Raw genomic sequence first — 20,071 nt, forward strand, 5'->3', positions numbered from 1 at the left:
GGCAAAGCCTTCGGCTTTAGAGTGTTACAAGAACATGCTGTAATGACACCTGTAATAAGCATTTTCTTTGCAATGCTTATTATCAGGCATTTATCTATTCATATTTCTATAAAAAAGTAATTACCATGCCAAACAGCAGTCGAAAAACGATATTCACTACCATTTCCATAGACAAGGAAACGGCAGCTTTAGTAGAGAAGATATGCAAACGCTATTCACTGAAAAAAAGCGAAGTTGTAAAGTTGGCGTTCGGATATATAGATAAGGCACATATCAACCCATCCGAAACCCCTGAATCTGTAAAATCAGAACTGTCGAGAATAAATAAGAGGCAAGATGATATTATTCGCTTTATCCGTCACTATGAGGAAGAACAACTGAATCCCATGATACGGGCTATAAATTCTATCGCTTTACGCTTTGATGCTATCGGCAAAACTTTGGAAACTCTTATTCTCTCTCAACTGGAAGCCAGCCAAGAGAAACACACAGCCGTACTCAAAAAGTTAAGTGAACAGTTCTGTAACCATGCCGATGTGATAAACAACCAATCGAAACAAATTAACGCACTCTACCAGATACACCAACGGGATTATAAAAAGTTGCTTCACCTAATACAACTCTATTCCGAACTTTCTGCTTGTGGTGTGATGGATAGCAAAAGGAAAGAGAATCTGAAAGCAGAGATTACAAACCTGATAAATACATAGGTTTATGCACATAGACTTTGCCCCACCATCGAACGGCACATATAATAATGCAGGAAGTAGCCGACAGCTAGCTAATTATATGGAACATGAAGATTTGGAACGGATGGAAAAGGGTATCTATACCGAAGGCTTTTTCAGTCTGACAGATGATAACATCTACAAATCAAAAGTCATAAAAGATATAGATAGTAATATCGGGCAACTCCTAAAGACGGATGCTAAATTTTATGCTATTCACGTCAGCCCATCGGAAAAGGAACTCCGAACGATGGGTAACACAGAGCAGGAGCAAGCCGAAGCCATGAAACTTTATATTCGTGAGGTATTTATTCCTGAATATGCCAAGAACTTCAACAAAGAACTATCAGCATCGGATATAAAGTTCTATGGCAAGATTCATTTTGACCGTAGTCGTTCTGATAATGAACTAAATATGCACTGTCATTTGATTGTGAGTAGAAAAGACCAAGCCAATAAAAAGAAGCTATCACCACTTACCAATCATAAGAATACCAAGAACGGGATAATCAAAGGAGGTTTTGACCGTGTTATTCTGTTCCAACAAGTGGAACAAGGCTTTGATAAGCTGTTCGGTTATCAACGACAACAAACAGAATATTTTGACTACCATAATGCTATGAAGAACAGTTCTATATCCGAGCAACTTAAACTACAGCAACAAGATTTTCAACACAGTGAAAGAAAAATAGAAGTCAATCAAGGTAACAGTCAAAAAAACTTGCTTTCTATCAATCTTAGAAACGAAGAAGCAACAGGCAATCATAAAAATAAACAATTACCTAATTCATTTATATCTTTTCTTTCATTTGGAACAGATATTTCAGCCAATCAAGAAGAACAAATATTAAAACCAAAGAAAAAGAAAAGAATCCGTAGGTAATAAAAATACAATATTCATTACATAAAAATGATAGAAAATGAATTCTCATATATAATGAGAAAAACTTTAACCATATATTACTTTCTCATTTAGATACAAATATTTATCATTTCACCAATGAATCCAAAGCAGTTTTCAAATCATTAATAAAAGGATTAATAATATCAGGATTATCAGAACAAAAGAAACCAATCAAGTTTATTCTTTCAAAGTGAGCTTGATGATTTTTGAACCAGTCTTTTCGCAACTCACGAAGTGGCTTGTCTGTCTGTTTAAAAGGAAAAGAATCTACTATAGCATCTTTGATCATTTCCATATTATAACCACTAGGTAAACTATCCCAAAACAAATGAGTTTTATCTGCGAGTAATAAATTAAGATAATTATAAGTCTGATATTCAGGGGTTCTTTTATCCGCTTCTATATTATTTGCACTAATAATAGCAGGCAACACAAGTATATTATGATTCTCATCTATAATCTTCTTAGTATCATCTTTTACTAGCACATCATTATCAAAAACAATTACAACAGACTTAAAATAATCATCAACCTTAAAAAGCGACTTCAAATTATCACACCCCAATTTGGCTGCAACAAGTATAAATTCATGCTTATAAGCAGTTTTAATGTCAAACTTCTCACTTGCTATAATTTGTTCAAAAATCCATTTAGCTTCTTCGTCTTCAAAATAAACTTTTATTGTAGGTGTTTTTTCATGTACTTGGGGCAATATTCCTAGCATATCATTTTTTATATTAATATATGTTGGATTTGCCATCAATTTAGGTCTCAGAACATCTTCTATATAAATAACTGAATCAATATTACGACCAGCTCGTGCAGTTTCATCACTGATTTTTAAGACCTCTTGTATTATTGTTAAAGAATGGGAAGTCATAATTACCTGCAAATGTAATTTTTTTGCTTCCTCTTTCATTAATTTAATTAATTTAATTTGCGCTCTAGGGTGAAATCCAGCATCAATCTCATCAATTAGCAAAATTCCACCATTATAATTATCTCCTTGTTCTCTTTTAAGTTTATTAAACGAGGCAAAAGCAGTTATTATTGAGCTCAAAGAATCCTGTCCTAGAGATATAGTCCGAGTTGAGTGTTCGAACTCAGGTAGTAATGATTTTTTAGTTGTCCCTTTTAATTCGTGCTTAGTAATATTATTACTTTCCACTATTTTATTATCAATAATAGACTTAAACTTCTCCTTTACGTAATTTCTATCTTCATCTGAAAGTCGCTTTAATAGTTCTGCATTTAAGGTTCCTTGATATTCTCCTATTGGCAACATTCTACTCATACTAAGAAAGAGTGTTGGAATGGTCACTTTAGCAGCAGGTCCAACTTCCCAATCCACTTGTGTTCCTCTAGGTACAACTTTTAGCCGCTGTTGTATCACAGTTCCCTTTTGTTCTCTATGTTCAGAAACGTTACATGTCTTTATAAGATCTGCTTTGCCTTCACATGAATAAGTTAGGGTAAAAGATGGCTTATCTACACGCTTTTGAACGTAATCTTTTTCTCGATCTAAATAAAAAAGCTCATGAAGTTGAGCCTGAAATGCCTTTTGAAATATAGTTGATCCTTTACTTATTTTTAATTCTGAACCATTAGCTATCAGACCTAATAATGTAGATTTTCCGATACCATTATGACCAGCAATAACAGTTATTCTTTCCGCAATATCAAACTCAATATTGCTAAACATCCTAAATGGGATTTCTCCAAATGTAATTTTTTTAACTCTCATAATTTAAAAATAGTATTAGCTTATGAATTTCTATATACAATTTTTGTTGATGTCTTCGTTCTTATATGTCTAAAAAATACAGGATTCCAATTTTCAATATCAGGTTGTTTTAGAGTTGGACTAAAAAATAATATTTCCTGCCCAAGTCTAGCATTATATGCTGTATGCTTAAAAGAATATTCTTTTCTGTTACAGTCAAAGTATAACTCTTTTATTTCTGGAACATTATCATATGATACAATCCAGTTTATATTTTTTATGTTCTTAATTTTTTCACTAACTAATTTGTGATTCTTGTCTTTATAATGATTCATATATAAAGAACTGCCTTTATCGAAATATGGTGGATCAAAATAAAAAATAATATTAGTATCTAAAGCCTCTTTTTGTATTTTTTCAATTAATTTGAGTGCATCCTTTTTATACAAACGAATGTCTTTTTTTCTTGATGCTATTTTTTTTATTCTTTGAATTAATTCCTCTTTATTAAACCTACAATCAATAAGATAATCTCCATTTTGTTCTACGCCACCTATCATTCCGCCATTAATAATGCCAGAACGATTTGTTCTATTTAAGAAAAAAGTAGAAAATCCAAGTTCCAATAAATCAGCTTTTTCTTTTTTGGTTTGAATTTCTTTTTGTTTTCTCCACTCTGCAATTGTGATTTCAGTCCTTTCGATTTTATCACAAAGATCCTTTGTCTTATTAAGCACACAATACCAAAAAGCATAAATAGCTCTATCCTTATCATTAATCGTTATTTTATTTACAAAGCCTTCAAGTAAAAGGAATAAGGCCACTGAAGCACCACCTGAATATGGCTCCACATAATGCCCATTTATATTATTATCTATACATATTTTGGCAATAAATGCAGATAATTTATTTTTTCCGCCGGGATAACGTAATGGAGAATAAAATTTACTCATCGATTATTGTCTGATTTATAAGTTCAAGTAAAGGTTGCAAATTAATAACTGTATTTTCCAATTGGGAAGGCTCAATATGATAATGCTGATTATGTACAAGCATATTAAATCCCTGTAGATCAATCACATTATTCTCCCCTTTTAGAAATGCAGCTAAAGCATTTCTTTGCCTATTATCAGGAAAGAGCTCCTGTTTGCTAATAATATATTGCAACATTCCTCTTAAAGATAATGATGTAGATGTATCTGTTCTTTGTCCTAATTTTAACAAATGACGAAATTCTTCTTTTATTTCTTCTTCGTTCAAAGCAAATTCATCAATCATGTATCGTTTTATCTTGCTGTACAATTTATCATGTTCTTTATTTATTTTAGCATTCTCTTGAATAGAAGCATCTTCTAAACAGCCCTTCTTTTTTAAAAACTCATAAATAATCATATCTAAATAACAACGAAGAGCAATACTGACAACATCTATATGTTTGTCGTATCGCAATGTTCTCATTGTCTTAAATATATCATCAATTCTTTTAATGCCTGTTTCCCAATCATTTTCTAGAAATAACTTATATTTATTTCTCACAGGCTGTTTTTTAGCTTCGTTGTGATTTACTTGTTCATTATGTTCCTTTTGTGCTGTAGTATTTTCAACAGGTATATCTTGCTCAATTGGAGTTGCTGAATCCGAAAGAGTTTTGGAAAAGTCGAATTTATCTGACAAACTTTTCAAATATTCAATATATTCCTTCTTATCAGATTCCCGGTTAAAAACACGAGAGTTAAAATTATCATTAAGTACTTCCTCAACAATAAAACGTAATCTTTTATTGACTTCCTCAACATCTAATCTTTTTCTTATCTCTCCATTAAAAGTAAAAGAAATTCCTAAAAAATCTATTCCATCTTTATAATCATAGAGACGCTCAAGATTAGTGATTGGAAATTTGTCATTTGATATGGCTTCTCTTAATGATGGGTTATCTTCAAATAGAGTCATAGAGTATTGGTGTATGTGATACCGTCTTAATGCTTTTCTAACATTAGTAGTCGATTCACTTAGCTTAGCAGCTATTTCTTCTATTGTATAAGCTTCCTCACTAAACAATTTATGGACATGAGCATCTTGGCTTATAGTTTCCCAACGCCTAACAGGGGTAGTAGTATGTCTCCTATATATTAAAATATCTGCATCTTTTCGCGTGGGAGAGACATGGCAATTTAATTTATCCAGTGAATAATTATATTTAAGTATATTTTGAGCTTTTTGGCTTGATAAATAGCGATGCGGATTTAATAAAATTTTACACGCTGCAACTCTACGATTACCTTCTAATACAACATACGATTCCCCTTCTTTACAAACAATGGGTTCCTCATTAAGAAGATATCCATCTGTGGCAATGTCTTTGGCCAACTCATACACCTCAAACCGATCAATCAGAAATTTTATTATTTCTGTTTGATTCATTTTCTTCTTAGAAAAATAAGAAAATCGAGGATTATCGATATCTAATTTTAAATGTTCGACAGACAAAAGCCTTTGAGTCCAATTACCAAAATCAAGTCTCATCTTATTTTATAAAAATGTTATATTACTATTTTTCGCAAATATAACAAAGATTCTCATAGTAATGAAATAATTAGCACAAACAAATACGTAAACACAAGCAAAAAAGAGAGATTTGGAATCATATCTTATAGCAACCATATGTTATATCCAAATTCCATTTCTCTGATTTTGCAAAACCGAAGAAATGAATTATCTTTGCTATCAGTATTCTCCATGAGCAAACTACCGCAAAAGCACGTAGCAAATTAGTGGGATAAATCATGGGATATGCTTGAAGCTAAAAATATAAAGTTTTAGATATCAGCACGGTAACACTCTTAGGAGAATCCCAGGCGGATCACCAAGAAAGGGTATTCAGCAATGAAGACCCTTTTTTTATATCTCGTAAACTGCCGCTTATAGATATTGGTGTATTCATGCTGTTAAGATAAAGCTCTTGGGGGGAGGAGGAATTTGCTGCGGTTGTCCTGGAATATTTCCCATATATGTTTTTAGGACAAGAGTACTTTTGTTTTATCCCAACATGGTTCTAAGTTAATATGTAAATTTGCGAGCACAAAATAATGAATAACATGTCTGAAATTGCACCTCTTATTTCCGACTTGGCGGTTATATTGATTGCGGCGGGAATAATTACATTGATTTTTAAATGCTTGAAACAACCTGTCGTTTTGGGGTATATTGTCGCTGGCATTCTTGCCGGGCCCGCCGTACCTTATATACCAACGGTATCCGATCCTACCAATATAAAAATATGGGCAGATATAGGCGTCATCTTTCTTTTGTTTGCTATGGGATTAGAATTCTCTTTCAAGAAGTTGATGACCGTAGGAGGTACAGCTGTTATCGCCTCTATAACCATAGTCTCCGGAATGATGTTTCTAGGCTATACTGCAGGAAACGCGCTTGGCTTCTCGCATCTAAGCAGTATATTTTTAGGCGGTATGCTTTCTATGTCATCCACCGCTATCGTATTCAAGGCGTTCGATGACATGGGACTCAGAGGGCAAAAATTTACAGGAGTAGTATTAGGCGTCTTGGTGGTCGAAGATTTAGTGGCCGTAGTTTTGATGGTCTTGCTTTCAACCTTAGCAGTCAGCAAGCAAGTCGAAGGAATGGAAATGCTGGAAAGTATTCTAAAGTTAGGAGCGTTTCTTATATTTTGGTCATTACTCGGAATCTATCTGATTCCAAGTTTTCTTAAAAAGATTAAGCCATTTCTTAACGACGAAACCTTATTAATCATAGCATTAGGCTTCTGTTTAGGTATGGTTATGATTGCGGCTAAAGCGGGATTCTCCTCTGCGTTAGGAGCTTTTGTTATGGGATCGTTATTGGCTGAAACCATTGAGGCCGAGAAGATAGAAAAATTGGTAAAACCGGTAAAAGACCTGTTTGCGGCCATATTTTTTGTTTCTGTAGGCATGATGATACAACCGGATTTATTGATTGAATACCTTGTCCCAATCTGCATCTTAACCATATTGGTTATCATTGGGCAAATCTTTTTTGGGAGTCTTGGTGTCCTCTTGTCCGGACAGCCATTAAAGATAGCTCTACAATCAGGATTCTCTCTGACCCAAATAGGTGAATTTGCGTTTATTATCGCTTCATTGGGAGTTAGCTTAAAGGTAACAGACGATTATCTGTATCCTGTTATTGTCGCTGTATCAGTCGTTACAACATTTCTTACTCCTTATATGATTCGCATGGCGACCCCGGTCTATCAATTGATTGACAATTATTTGCCTTCATCTATAAAACTAATGTTGAACCGTTATTCTTCCGGATCCAACACGGTCAAACATAAAAGTACATGGAATAAGCTGTTGAAATCTATGTTACTAGATGTAATACTATATACAGTATTGACAATATTCAGTATTATCATATTTTTCACTTATGTAAATCCAATTATTCGCGAGAACATATTAGGCTTCAAAGGGGCTCTATTGAGCTTATCTATTATTTTGGCCATTATATTACCTTTTCTTTGGGCTATCATTATGAAGAAGAATCATTCTCCTGAATTCCTGAAATTATGGAATGATAGTAAATTCAACCGGGGACCATTGGTTTCTTTGATAGCGATAAAGCTGCTCCTTTGCGCAAGTATTCTAATGCCAGTCATAGTCCATATATTTAATGTAGCATCTGGTGTTGGATTTATTATCACCCTGTTGATATTGCTAATGATTATTTTATCCAAAAAACTGAAAAAGCGTTCTCTCTCGATCGAGAAAAGATTTATTGACAACTTCAACGGGAAAACAACGGACTCAAACATTGGAAGTCCTTTGACTGATAATATCTTGAAATCTTTGCCTTTCAATGATTTGCACTTGATGGATTTCGTTGTTGGCCAAGAATCCTCCATTGTCGGCCGGAGTTTGAAAGAGATCAACTTCCGTCAAAAATATGGAATAAATATCGTTTCCATCATTCGAGGTGAACGACAAATCAATATACCTAGAGGAGAGGAACGCCTTTATCCTTTTGATAAGATTATAATTGTTGGTACGGATGAGGAATTGGATCTTTTCCAGGAGATAATACAAAAACAGGACAAAGAATATAGAGATCAGTTGGCGCAAAGCTTTAATAATAATATCAAAATAGAGCAATTTAATATTGAACCAGACTCTCCGTTGATCGGGCGATCTATTCAACAGTCTGACATTCGGGATAAGAACGCTTGTCTGATCTTGGGTATTGAACGAGACGGAAAGTCAATGATGAATCCTCCATCCCAAACCGTATTCAAGGAAAACGACAACGTATGGGTTGCTGGAGAATATCGTCAAATTGTTCAATTGAGCGAAGGTTTAAGTTATAATTAAGTGTTTCAGCCAAAGTGTAAAATATATTTTTCATTAGGGAAGCCATCTCTTAAATTCTACATTTAAGACTTAGGGGATTAGGATATTAGGATATATTTGATAGCTTTGCGAAGAAATGGGGGGCGTGCCCCTTTCTCGAATAAATGATAACAATAAAAGTAAATGATAATGAATGAAAAAATGAATGCTACATTGGGCAACGCTTTTCCCAAGGAACGGATTCGTTATGCGATGCTTTCTTTCTTTTTAGCGCAAGGTCTTTGTTTCTCTAGTTGGGCTAGCCGTATTCCGGACGTGAAGGATATTTTTGAGGTGAATTACGCTTTCTATTGGGGCTTGGTCTTGTTCCTGATCCCGGTAGGTAAGTTTGTGGCGATACCGTTAGCGGGTTATTTGGTGTCGAAGTTGGGGAGTCGTATTATGGCGCAGGTCAGTGTGTTGGGGTATGCCTTGGCCTTATTTGCGATAGGTACGGCACATAATATTTATCTGCTGGGTGTTTATTTGTTCTGTTTTGGGGTGTTCTGGAATCTTTGCGATATATCCTTGAATACGCAAGGAATTGGTATCGAGCGACTCTATGGGCGTACGATTATGGCCTCATTTCATGGAGGTTGGAGTCTGGCGGCTTGTTTAGGGGCTTTGATCGGGTTTATCATGATCGTATCCGGTGTTACTCCGTTCTGGCATTTTACGTTGATTGCATTATTGATTGGAGTGACTGTTTTGGTAAGCCGGAAGTATTTGCAGGAAGACGTGGCGGTTGAGTCACCGGAGGAAGAGAAGGAAGCGGAGAAGAAAGAAGCTCCGGCATTGTTGAGCTTTATCCGTAAGCCGGAAATGCTGTTGATCCAGTTAGGTATCGTCGGGCTGTTTGCCTTGGTGGTGGAAAGCGCGATGTTTGATTGGAGTGGACTTTACTTCGAATCGGTATTGCAGGTTCCTAAGTCCTTACAGATTGGTTTCTTGGTGTTCATGGTGATGATGACGGTAGGCCGTTTTCTTACGAACTCCGCCTATAGTGTTTTAGGAAAGCAGAAGGTGTTGCAATTAGCGGGTTTCTTTATTTTAGCAGGTTTTTTTATCTCAGCCATGTTGGGTGGAATGTTCGAATCGATGACGGTAAAGGTGATCGTGAATTCCTTAGGCTTTATGTTGGTAGGCTTGGGCATCTCGTGTATGGTGCCTACTATTTATAGCTTAGTGGGCGCTAAATCGAGAACTCCGGTGGGAATTGCCTTGACGATCCTTTCCAGTATCAGCTTTATCGGCTCGTTGATCGCACCTTTGTTGATCGGAGCGATCTCGCAGGCTTTCAATATGAAATACGCTTATATCGTGGTCGGCTTGTTAGGGCTTTGTATCTTGCTAATGACTACATTCTGCAAAGCATTCAAGAATAATTAAAGATAGAGACTTGAGAATTGAAAATTAGGAGAGAGCGAATAATTTTCAATTCTCAATTTTCAACTACTCAGGCATTCGTTGTTCCGCTGTCTCTAAACATCGCAACACATCTTCCTTAGTGCCGTTGAATGGGCCTATTCCTTCGATTTTCAATGTTGTCATAGCTGCCGCGAAACGTCCGGCTTCTTCTATGCTTGCGCCTTTGGCACGTTTATAGAGATATCCTGTCATATAAGTATCACCCGCTCCGGTAGCGTTTACTACTTCTTTCGGTATGTAAGCGGGGATTTTATGGAAAGTGGAACCGTCGTAAATGATAGATCCCATGCTTCCGAAAGTCAGCAATACCTCTTTCACGCCCCAATCGTAGATAACTTTTCCTGCGTTCACGGCATCGGTATATCCGGTTAACACCTCCATCTCATGTTCGTTAGCCTTGAGGAAGTGCACGTATTTAAGTACTTCTTTTTTCTCTGGCCAATCCACGGCAAATACATCCTTGTCTCTTACTTCCCGTAGATACCCTTGCGAGTCAATCGATACTAAGCCTTTCCCCGCTAAATACTTTACCACTTCCAAAGAGAAATCATCGGCAAGCAAACTACCAAGGTGGAAGATTTTAGAGTTGATGTTCTCCAGATATTCCACGGTGAAAGGATCTGCTTTCGCCAATACACGTTGCGTACGGTTATCTTGGTTCTCTCCATAAATATTCTCGAAATAAACGGTGTGCTTACTTGGCATCACGGCAACGTCGATACCTTCAGCTCGTAGTTCCTCCACCGTTTTCATCTCAGATTCAGCCAAGGCTGTCACTAGAGTATAGTCGATATCATCGAAATGTTTTATCGCATGCGAGAAATAAAAGGAGGTTCCTCCCGGCATATGGACGGTGTTCTTAGGTGTTACTACCTTATCCAAGGTGATGTGTCCTACGCAGCAAAGTTCGTGTGTATTCATTTTTTACTCAGTTTATTATAAAGCGACAAATTTATGAAAAAAGCTTTCAAATACATAGATTACTCTCTTTTTTGACCAATAAAAGCATGAAAGAGGCGTTTTGCCCTTGTGACTTTAGTTGCATCGGCATCAAGCTATAGTTTTAAGCTTATGGAACTAAAGTTACTTCATAGGTGAACAAAAGTTTCATTATTATAAGACTTGAAGGAATAAGGAATATTTGTTGATTGCTTGATAATTATATTATATATGTACGCTCGTACATATATAATATATGATAAAAGGGTAAATTCTATTGAAAATATAGTATATGCTATTGATCGTATGAAGATAGGTTTATAAAACGACTAGTTTAAACGATCGTCTAAATCTTGCGTTTTTCAAGGGATAAAGGAGAAGGTTTGTTTATGGAATCGGTTGTTTCGTGATGGATAGCCTATTTGATTGATAAGAAAGCGGATAAGGGGTGATTTTTTTAACCTTGAAGGGTTGCAAGTGTCGAAGAAACGCGTACCTTTGCAAATGACTAGAAAAATCGATCGTTTAGACTAGTCGTTTTGTACCCATTTAGGTGGGATGCATATATAAAGAGCTTTTAATTAACACTAGTATTAATATTAATTTTAGAATTATGAACAAAAAGTTTTCTACTCTTGTAGCGGGCTTGGCTTTATGTACTGCCTTTACCGCTAATGCGAAGGTTGAAAATGGCAAAGTTTACCAATTGACCAATGAGGATGGTAAATATTTGTCTGTCACAGAGTCTTATACAAAGACTGATAGTTTGATCTTGGCTGATGCTCCTACTGCGGATATCAAGAACACTGATTATCAAAAATCCTTATGGAAAGTAACTTATCGTTTTGTCTCTTTGGCGAATACTTGGGCGTACACATTGACGAATAGCGCTACAGGCAGAGTGTTGACATTGGATAAGCAAGCTGAGTGGAACTTCAAAAATGAGGGTGCGTTTATCGCTCCGGAGAATGTGACTGCCGTTACTTTATCTGCTCAGTTGGATAATAAGACAGTTGTTTCTATCATCGCTAAAGATGATGTGGAAGCTGAAAGAACAGATATTGTTACTTTGGAAAAGGGAACGGCTGTATCTGCATCTGCGATTAACTTTACAGTAGCAGCTCCAGCAAAGATAAACATGACTGCTGACTTGTTAAATAATAAGTATGGTTCTCCTTTCGCTTTGACTTTCGACAAAAATCTGGATGGAAATCCTTTGGCAGGCAAAGAGTTGTTCGCTACAGACATTGACGGTTTAGATGGTTATGTTACTTTGCAGGATAGAACTACCGGTAAGTATTTAGTTGTGGACTCTACTTCTTGGTCTTCTAATTTGTCTTCTGAGAAATTCTGGAAACTTACTGTAGACGCACAACCTAAAGATGAGGCTGCTGCTGCTGATAAGGCTACCGGTGTAACAGCTGGTACGATCCTAGAGAATGGTCGTGCGAAAGAGTTGTATGCTTTCAAGGTAGTTTTAGATCCTTCCGATAATAGCAAGATGATCCTTTATCCGTATGCTACTCCTGTATATAAAGGCGCAAATGATACGGAGAAGAAGTCAAAAATGTGTTATGACATGGAGGTTGCCGCTAATGGTGAGATGATCGCTTTTGGTAACTTCGCAGGTACAGAGAAATTGACAATCTGGACTAAGGATGCTGCTAAATGTACTTTCGCTGAGGTTAAGCTTCCGACCACATTGGATCCAGAGTATACTTACTTTGTTAAGGATATGAACAATGCGAAGTCTGATGAGGATCATTCCGCAAATAAGAACAAAGGAAAATACTATGTATTCTCTTTCTGTGAGAACGGTACAGTTCATGCTGGTGCTGTAACAGAAGTTCCTACTGCTTTATGGTATTTGACTGAGACTAATAATTTGGCTAATATGTGGAATACTAATAGTACTAGAGGTGGTGCTATTATCCGCGTAATAGATGATGCGAAGGCTATTTATTCTTTTGGAACAGATACAGTTCAATTGGTAAAAGGCCCGAAAGTGGAGGATGCTCAAGAGTTAGCTTATAAGAAAGTTTCTAAAGAAGATTTGGTTAATGGTGCATTGTCATTCCGTTTGAAATCTGATTTATTGGAGAACTTGTATGTAACTGTTAAAGATGGCAAATTGTATGTAGCTGCCGGTGAGTTGGCTTCTGCTTATAGATTTAAGGTAGAAGAGGTTGAATTAGATGAGGCAAATTCAACTGTAGCTGAGTCAAATGGAGTGAAAGTTTACAAGTATAATGTAACAGATCGTTTAGGTAAGGCTACTTTATGCTCTAAAAATGAAAATGGAACTGATTATTATTTAATGGGTGAGCCTGATGTAGAGAATGGTGTTTATCCTGTTACATTATCTTTCTTATCTACTGGTGTAGAGAATGAATATAAGTTGGTTTCTTCTTCTGAATATACTGAAGAATATGGTTATTATGGTTCTGCAATCTCTGCTTTAGCTGGATCTGGAATGCTATATACAGCTAGCTGGTGCAACACTGAGAATACTACATTCGAGTTCGCAAAGAAGGATGCTCCTACATATGCTACTTTGAATATCGGTCACGTACAGATCACTTCTTATACAGAGGATGATAACAAGATGATCGCTAGCCAGAAAGATGGTTTCGCTGTATTGAAGGCAGAAGGACAGTCTATCTTGAAGAGCGATGTATATACGCATGATTCTTTGACTTTGTGGTTGGATACTGCTTGCTTGACTTTCGAAGAGACTATGCCTTTGTATTATCTTTCTACTAATGCATTTGCGGAAGAAGGTGTGAAAACTAGAAACTATTTGATGAATACATTGGATTCTGCAGAGGTTAAGGGTTATGCTTATGAGGCTGCTGGCGCTGAGGCTGTTCGTGCTGCATTTATCGCTGGTTCTGTATGCGGTATAGATTCTATCGCAATCAAGGGTGATACAATCAATGCGATGAACTTGAATCCGGCTGCTGTCGCATTTGAGGTCGCTGCTGAGTATAGCGATGAGGCTTACAAGATCCTTTCTGTTCAAGAATATTTGAATCCGGCTTATGATGAGGAAGCAGCTGAAGAGCAAGGTGAAGAGTATGATGTAGAGAAATATTTACCTCGTAATGCTTATTTGGCTCATTTGAACAATGTTGTTTATTGGACAACTGATCCTGAGCAAGCAGAAGTATTCAAGGTAATGACAACTAGCACTCCTACATCTAATGACAAGATCGCTGCTGAGTCTGCTATCTCTGTTATCGCTAACGATGGTACTGTAACAATCCAAGGTGCCGCTGGCAAGTCTGTTGTTATCTCTAACATCTTAGGTAAGGTGGTTGCTGAGACAGTTCTTTCATCTGATAACGCTACAATCGCTGTACCTGCCGGTATCGTAGCTGTAGCTGTAGAGGGTGAGGCTGCTGTTAAGGTGGTTGTTAAATAATTATTTTATTCGAAATGATACAGTAGAGGCGGGCACGTCCCGTCTCTATCTAAATATATTTAATTAAATAATTTCCACACAGCAAAGTATCCCGTGATGGGGGAACGTGTGGTTAATACTAAAGTAAAAAAGTTCTTCCGATAGTATTTCCGTGAGGAAGGAAACCGGATAAAAAATTGCTCCCGGCGATATTCGTATCGTCGGGACTTTTTTATGGTTCGGAAAGCTTTTATATAAATAAATGCGTATATTGCGGCAAGCTTATAATTTTAGAGTTTATGGAATATACCTTACTGATACTTCTATTACTGATCATGATTTGGATAAACTTGCGTAATAAGATATCCAAATCACAGGAGAAGACGGAGGAATTATCGAAAGAGATCGCTGCCTTGCGTAGACGTTTGGAGAATAGTTCGGAAGTTGTGGACGAGATAAAGGAACCGGAGCCTGAGACCTTGAAAGAGCCGGAAGTTTTCGTACAACCTGAACCTGTAAAGGCGATTGTCGAACCTGCGAGAAATCTTCAACCCCAGAAGGTGCGGAAGCCTGTCAATTATGAGAAATATATCGGTGAGAATTTATTCGGTAAAATCGGTATCCTGATACTCGTCTTGGGTATGGGTCTTTTCGTGAAGTATGCGATAGATAAGGAATGGATAAACGAGACCTTGCGTACGATCCTTGGCTTTGGGATGGGCGGATTACTTCTATTCGTGGCTTGGCGTTTGAAGGATTCCTATCGTACCTTTAGCTCTTTGCTGGCGGGAGGCGCTTTTGCGATCTTTTATGTAACGGTGGCGATCGCCTATCATTATTACGGGCTGTTCAGCCAAACGGTCGCTTTTATCTTGCTTGTATTGTTTACCGGGTTTATGTCGTCTTTATCTATACTCTATAATCGTAGGGAACTGGCGATTATCGCTTTGGTGGGTGGATTTATCGCTCCATTCTTAGTGGGCAGCGGGGATGGAAGTTATTGGGTGCTGTTTACTTATGTCATGATCTTGGACCTAGGGATGTTCGGGCTATCTATCTATAAGAAGTGGGGGGAATTGCCTGTAATTTGTTTTGCCTTGACTTGGATCGTCTTTGCGGGTTATACGTATGCTGCGGATCTGGATTTGATGGGAAGTGTCCAATTAACGCATTTACTTATTTTCTCTATCGCCTTCTATTTGATCTTCTTATTATCGGTCGCTTCCATCGTGCGAATCAATATCCGGGGGATCAATCAATATTTATTAGGAGTGATCGGATTGAACAATTTCGTATTCCTGTTCTTTGCCCTTTGTCTCCTGCAGAATATGGAGCTTGAGCAGAATTACAAAGGTCTGGTAACCCTTTTTGTTGCGGCTATTAACTTCGCTCTTTTCTTTTGGATCAAACGGAAAGGGGAACCTTTCACTTTCTTGATGCATACGTTATTGGGTATCGCTCTTACGTTCGTATCGGTGACGATCCCGATCCAACTGGAAGGGACCTTTATTACCTTGTTTTGGGCTTCAGAGGTAATGATTATTCTCTGGTTCTATAGTCGTTTCCGTCTGCGGGTTTACGAGATATTCGTTTGGGTACTTCCGGTCTTGACGCTGGGCTCTTACGGAATGGATGTCTTCCACGGATGTATGAAGGCTCGGTACGGAGATTCTTCCCTATTTATAAATGGCTTGTTCGCTACCGGTATTTTTACGGGGTTATCGTATTGGGTAGACGCTTGGTTGGTACGTCCGACAAGGATCTCGACGAAAGGGCCTCTCTTGACGGGATGTGTCGTATTATATATAGCCTTTGTTTTCGATTTCTATTCATATGTAGATCCTTCGATCGTGTCCTTTAGCTATATCGAGACATTTACGGTGGCGGTTTTATTTGCTGCGAATGTTTTATTAGGGAAAAGCTATTTGCCTGTGTCAAGAAATGCGGGGGGATACGGACTACTCTTGGGGCTATCTTTATCCCTGTTCGGAGGAATGTCTTTGTGGGTCGGGTATGATGATCTCTTTATTCCCCGGTTCCTGCTATGGGTTTCCTTGCTTTTAATCGGGGGGCATATTTTTGTCTTGGGGCGGTACTATTATAAGTCATTTGACGCAAGAGAAAAGCGTACGCATGGGATGACCTTATATATTTGTTTGCTGTCTACGATATTACTAGCCGTGGGAACGAATAATTTGTTGAATCAGTTGGGCTTGCCGGATGAATTAAGCGCAGGTTTCTCTATCTCGTTGAGTCTTGCCGGTTTTATGCAAATGGCGGTGGGAATGCGATTGCATCTGAAAGTTGTCCGGATGATTAGTTTGGCCACCTTCTCGATCGTATTGCTAAAGTTGGTGATGGTGGATCTGTGGCTCTTGCCTACGATCGGGAAGGTGGTCGTCTTTATAATCTTGGGAGTTATCTTATTGATTCTCTCCTTCTTGTACCAGAAGTTGAAAACCGTCTTGTTCGATGATAGCTTATAGGATATCCGCTAGTTTCTCCAGCCCCATGCTATGAGAGCCTTTGATCAAGATATGATAGCCCTTTAACGGCTGTTTCCGAAGCTCTTCCACCATTGCCTCCGTGGTAGCGAAGGGGGAGAACTCTTTGCCTACCTTGGAGAAATGCTCGCCGCAGAGGAACACCTTGTCGAACTGGCCTTTCTTGATCTGTTCGACAACCTCCGCGTGTAATTCGTCGCTAGTTGGTCCAAGCTCGCGCATATCTCCAAGGATGATAGCTTTAGGCTGTACGGGCATGGTGATGAAATTGTCCAGAGCTACTTTCATGCTACTCGGATTTGCGTTGTAAGCATCGATAATCAATTCGTTATTATCGGTTTTCTTGAACTGAGAACGGTTATTGGTAGGCTCGTAAGCGGCGATAGCACGGCTGATACGCTCTGCCGGGATCTTGAAGAAGCGGCCTACGGCGACGGCGGCCAATACATTATCTAGGTTATAACTACCGATCATATGTGTTTCGACGGTATGCAACTTTCCTTGTTGCTTCCAATTGAACACTAAGAAAGGATCGCAACTGACTACCTGTCCGGACGCAAAAGCATCATCCCCGTTTCCATATGTGATTTGTTCGATGCCTTTGGCGATAGACTGAAGGTACTCGTTCTCTTTCTTGATAAATATCTTGCCTTTGGAGCGACGGATATAATCATATAACTCCCCTTTTGTCCGGATCACACCCTCGAAAGAACCGAAGCCTTCCAGATGGGCACGGCCTACGTTCGTGATGATGCCATAGTTAGGATGGACGATATCCACTAATTCCTTGATGTCTCCCGGATGGCTGGCGCCCATCTCGATAACCGCCATCTCATGGTCATGAGTCAATCGGAGCAGGGTCAAGGGAACGCCAATATGGTTATTGAAATTCCCTTCGGTATATAGTAAATTGAATTTCGTTGAGAGCACGGCGGCCAATAACTCTTTGGTCGTGGTCTTGCCATTCGTTCCGGTAATTCCGATGATCGGCAACCCCAGTACCTTGCGGTGATGGTGCGCTAATTGTTGCAGGGTCTTCAGCACGTTATCAACAAGGATCGTACGTTCACCTATATAATAATCGGGATTGTCTATGACGGCATAAACACAGCCGGATGCCAAGGCTTTCCCGGCATATTGATTTCCGTCGAATTTATCACCTTTTAAGGCGAAGAAGATAGAACCCTTCGGACAGTTCCGGCTATCTGTCGTTATTTGAGGGTTATGTATAAATAAATCATAGAGGTCGATAATACTCATGACTGTATTGCGTTAAATATTTATTCCTGTCTAATTCGGCGCAAATGTAGCAATTAAATAAAGAATGAAGAATCTAGAAGGAGATTTTAAGAGAGAAACCTGTATCTTTGCTGGAAATAAGGAAAGATCATGTTAGATAAAACGCTCAATATTAGAGGGACACTTACTTCTTTAGCGACACCGTTGGTGATGGGAATCTTGAATATTACCCCTGATTCTTTTTATGCGGGCAGCCGCAAACAGACCGAGACCGCTATCGAGGACCGTATCCGGGAAATCTTATCGGAGGGAGGGGATTGGATCGATATCGGTGGTTATTCATCCCGTCCGGATGCCGCTGAGGTTACCCCGGAGGAAGAGATGCGCCGTTTGGAGTTTGCCTTACATATATTAAATAAGCATTACCCGGATATCCCGGTGTCCGTAGATACGTTTCGTGCGGGGATTGCCCGTCGTTGCGTAGAGGAATATGGAGTGGCTGTCATTAACGATATCTCCGGCGGTGAGTTGGATGCGGATATGTTCCAAACGGTAGCGGATTTGAAGGTGCCTTATATCATGATGCATATGCGTGGAACCCCTCAAACTATGCAGAGGCATACTGATTACCCGGATATGATGGAGGAGATCATGCTGTACTTTTCCCGGAAGGTACGCCAGCTTCGGCTTTTAGGGGTGAATGATATCATCCTCGATCCCGGCTTTGGCTTTAGTAAGACGTTGGAGCAGAATTACCAATTGATGAGCCATTTAAAGGAGTTCTCTATTTTTGAGTTGCCTTTATTAGTTGGAGTCTCCCGTAAAAGCATGATTTATAAATTACTGGGTGGAACCCCTGCGGATAGCCTGAACGGAACGACTGTATTGAATACGTACGCTCTCTTGAACGGCGCTAATATCCTTCGTGTACATGATGTGAGGGAAGCAGTGGAAGCCATTCGCGTCATAGGTCAAATGACCAACAAATAATTTTCAATTTTCAACTTTCAATTCTCAATTAACTATGTGGATGCATTTCGGTATAAAAGACTTGATTGACGTATTGCTGGTGGCTTTCTTCCTGTACCAGACCTATAAGTTGATGAAAAGCTCGGGCACATTGGCTATATTCAGTGGAGTCGTATCATTCATCGTCGTATGGATCTTGATCTCGCAGGTATTGGAGATGCGGTTGATGGGGGCCATCTTGGATAAGTTTATTAGCGTAGGTTTCGTGGTTTTGGTAATCCTCTTCCAAGACGAGATCCGCCGTTTCCTGTTGGCGTTAGGTTCGCACCGGGGCTGGAAATTCCTAGGGAAACTTTTTTCCAAGCGAGGAGGCGATCCGGAGAAAGAAGGGAAGTTTGTCGCCCCTGTTGTCTTGGCCTGTATGAATATGGCCCGGAAAAAGACGGGTGCCTTGATCGTGATCCAGCAAGATATGGACTTGACTATCTATGAGCATACGGGCGAGATGTTCAACGCCGATGTAAATGCCCGCTTGATCGAGAATATATTCTTTAAGAACAGCCCGTTGCATGATGGTGCCATGATCATAGCCGATAACCGGATCAAGGCGGCCGGTTGTATCTTGCCGGTCGCCCAGAACGCTACCCTTCCCAAGGATATGGGATTGCGCCATCGTTCCGGGTTGGGGATGTCATTGGAGACAGATGCGCTGGTTATTATTGTCTCGGAGGAGAGAGGAAAGATCTCCGTGGCCCATAAAGGTAAGTTAAGTGTGAATGTGACAGCGGAAGAACTGCAACAAATACTCTCCGGGGAGCGGGAAGTGACGAATTACTGTTAAAAGATCTGAAAC

The 20,071-nt window shown here is 38.8% G+C and carries 13 protein-coding genes; 8 read left to right on the forward strand and 5 right to left on the reverse strand.

Annotated elements, in window-relative coordinates; genetic code table 11:
- Nucleotides 1-125 precede the first annotated feature (125 nt).
- Entirely contained in the window at nt 126-710 is a 585-nt protein-coding gene (locus tag CI960_RS22880) for a BfmA/BtgA family mobilization protein (RefSeq protein ID WP_094582622.1), read from the forward strand.
- Between the two features lie 4 nt (nt 711-714).
- Nucleotides 715-1,611 carry a DUF5712 family protein gene (locus tag CI960_RS22885; RefSeq protein ID WP_094582624.1) on the forward strand — a complete coding sequence of 299 codons (897 nt, stop codon included), beginning with the start codon at nt 715-717 and terminating at the stop codon, nt 1,609-1,611.
- Between the two features lie 106 nt (nt 1,612-1,717).
- Here CI960_RS22885 and CI960_RS22890 read toward each other — a convergent pair whose 3' ends face one another.
- The 3 genes from CI960_RS22890 to CI960_RS22900 are packed head-to-tail and all read right to left on the reverse strand — an operon-like array spanning nt 1,718 to nt 5,878.
- The gene (locus CI960_RS22890) at nt 1,718-3,376 is read right to left on the reverse strand and encodes an AAA family ATPase (RefSeq protein ID WP_094582626.1); all 1,659 of its coding nucleotides are present in this window, start codon (nt 3,374-3,376) and stop codon (nt 1,718-1,720) included.
- Between the two features lie 20 nt (nt 3,377-3,396).
- Entirely contained in the window at nt 3,397-4,308 is a 912-nt protein-coding gene (locus CI960_RS22895) for a DNA adenine methylase (protein ID WP_094582628.1), read from the reverse strand.
- Nucleotides 4,301-5,878 carry a hypothetical protein gene (locus CI960_RS22900; protein ID WP_094582630.1) on the reverse strand — a complete coding sequence of 526 codons (1,578 nt, stop codon included), beginning with the start codon at nt 5,876-5,878 and terminating at the stop codon, nt 4,301-4,303. Before CI960_RS22900 ends, CI960_RS22895 begins: the two co-directional genes overlap by 8 nt.
- Before the next feature lie 572 nt (nt 5,879-6,450).
- Here CI960_RS22900 and CI960_RS22905 point away from each other — a divergent pair.
- Both CI960_RS22905 and CI960_RS22910 read left to right on the forward strand, forming a co-directional pair.
- Nucleotides 6,451-8,718, forward strand: coding sequence for a cation:proton antiporter (locus tag CI960_RS22905; protein WP_005859782.1), 2,268 nt, complete (start codon nt 6,451-6,453; stop codon nt 8,716-8,718).
- Nucleotides 8,719-8,886: 168 nt separating this feature from the next.
- Complete coding sequence (locus tag CI960_RS22910; RefSeq protein ID WP_005859780.1) at nt 8,887-10,125, forward strand: MFS transporter; 1,239 nt, start codon at nt 8,887-8,889, stop codon at nt 10,123-10,125.
- Between the two features lie 63 nt (nt 10,126-10,188).
- On the opposite strand, the gene CI960_RS22915 is transcribed toward CI960_RS22910, so the two are convergent.
- Complete coding sequence (locus CI960_RS22915) at nt 10,189-11,085, reverse strand: PfkB family carbohydrate kinase (RefSeq protein WP_005859778.1); 897 nt, start codon at nt 11,083-11,085, stop codon at nt 10,189-10,191.
- Between the two features lie 631 nt (nt 11,086-11,716).
- On the opposite strand from CI960_RS22915, the gene CI960_RS22920 reads away from it, so the two are divergent.
- Nucleotides 11,717-14,527, forward strand: a complete 2,811-nt coding sequence (locus CI960_RS22920) for a DUF6383 domain-containing protein (RefSeq protein ID WP_005859776.1) — start codon at nt 11,717-11,719, stop codon at nt 14,525-14,527.
- 278 nt (nt 14,528-14,805) lie between these two features.
- Nucleotides 14,806-16,992, forward strand: a complete 2,187-nt coding sequence (locus CI960_RS22925) for a DUF2339 domain-containing protein (protein WP_005859774.1) — start codon at nt 14,806-14,808, stop codon at nt 16,990-16,992.
- On the opposite strand, the gene murF is transcribed toward CI960_RS22925, so the two are convergent.
- Nucleotides 16,987-18,270, reverse strand: coding sequence for a UDP-N-acetylmuramoyl-tripeptide--D-alanyl-D-alanine ligase (murF, locus tag CI960_RS22930; protein ID WP_005859772.1), 1,284 nt, complete (start codon nt 18,268-18,270; stop codon nt 16,987-16,989). The genes CI960_RS22925 and murF overlap by 6 nt on opposite strands.
- Before the next feature lie 129 nt (nt 18,271-18,399).
- Between murF and folP the strand changes: the two genes are divergently transcribed.
- A complete protein-coding gene (gene folP / locus CI960_RS22935; RefSeq protein ID WP_008772899.1) occupies nt 18,400-19,239 on the forward strand; it encodes a dihydropteroate synthase in 840 nt (279 codons plus the stop codon).
- A gap of 34 nt (nt 19,240-19,273) precedes the next feature.
- Nucleotides 19,274-20,059 (forward strand): diadenylate cyclase CdaA, encoded by a 786-nt coding sequence (cdaA, locus tag CI960_RS22940; protein WP_008772898.1) that lies wholly within the window; start codon nt 19,274-19,276, stop codon nt 20,057-20,059.
- Nucleotides 20,060-20,071: the final 12 nt, after the last annotated feature.

The sequence above is a fragment of the Parabacteroides sp. CT06 genome (assembly GCF_002257605.1).
Taxonomy (GTDB): Bacteria; Bacteroidota; Bacteroidia; order Bacteroidales; family Tannerellaceae; genus Parabacteroides; species Parabacteroides distasonis.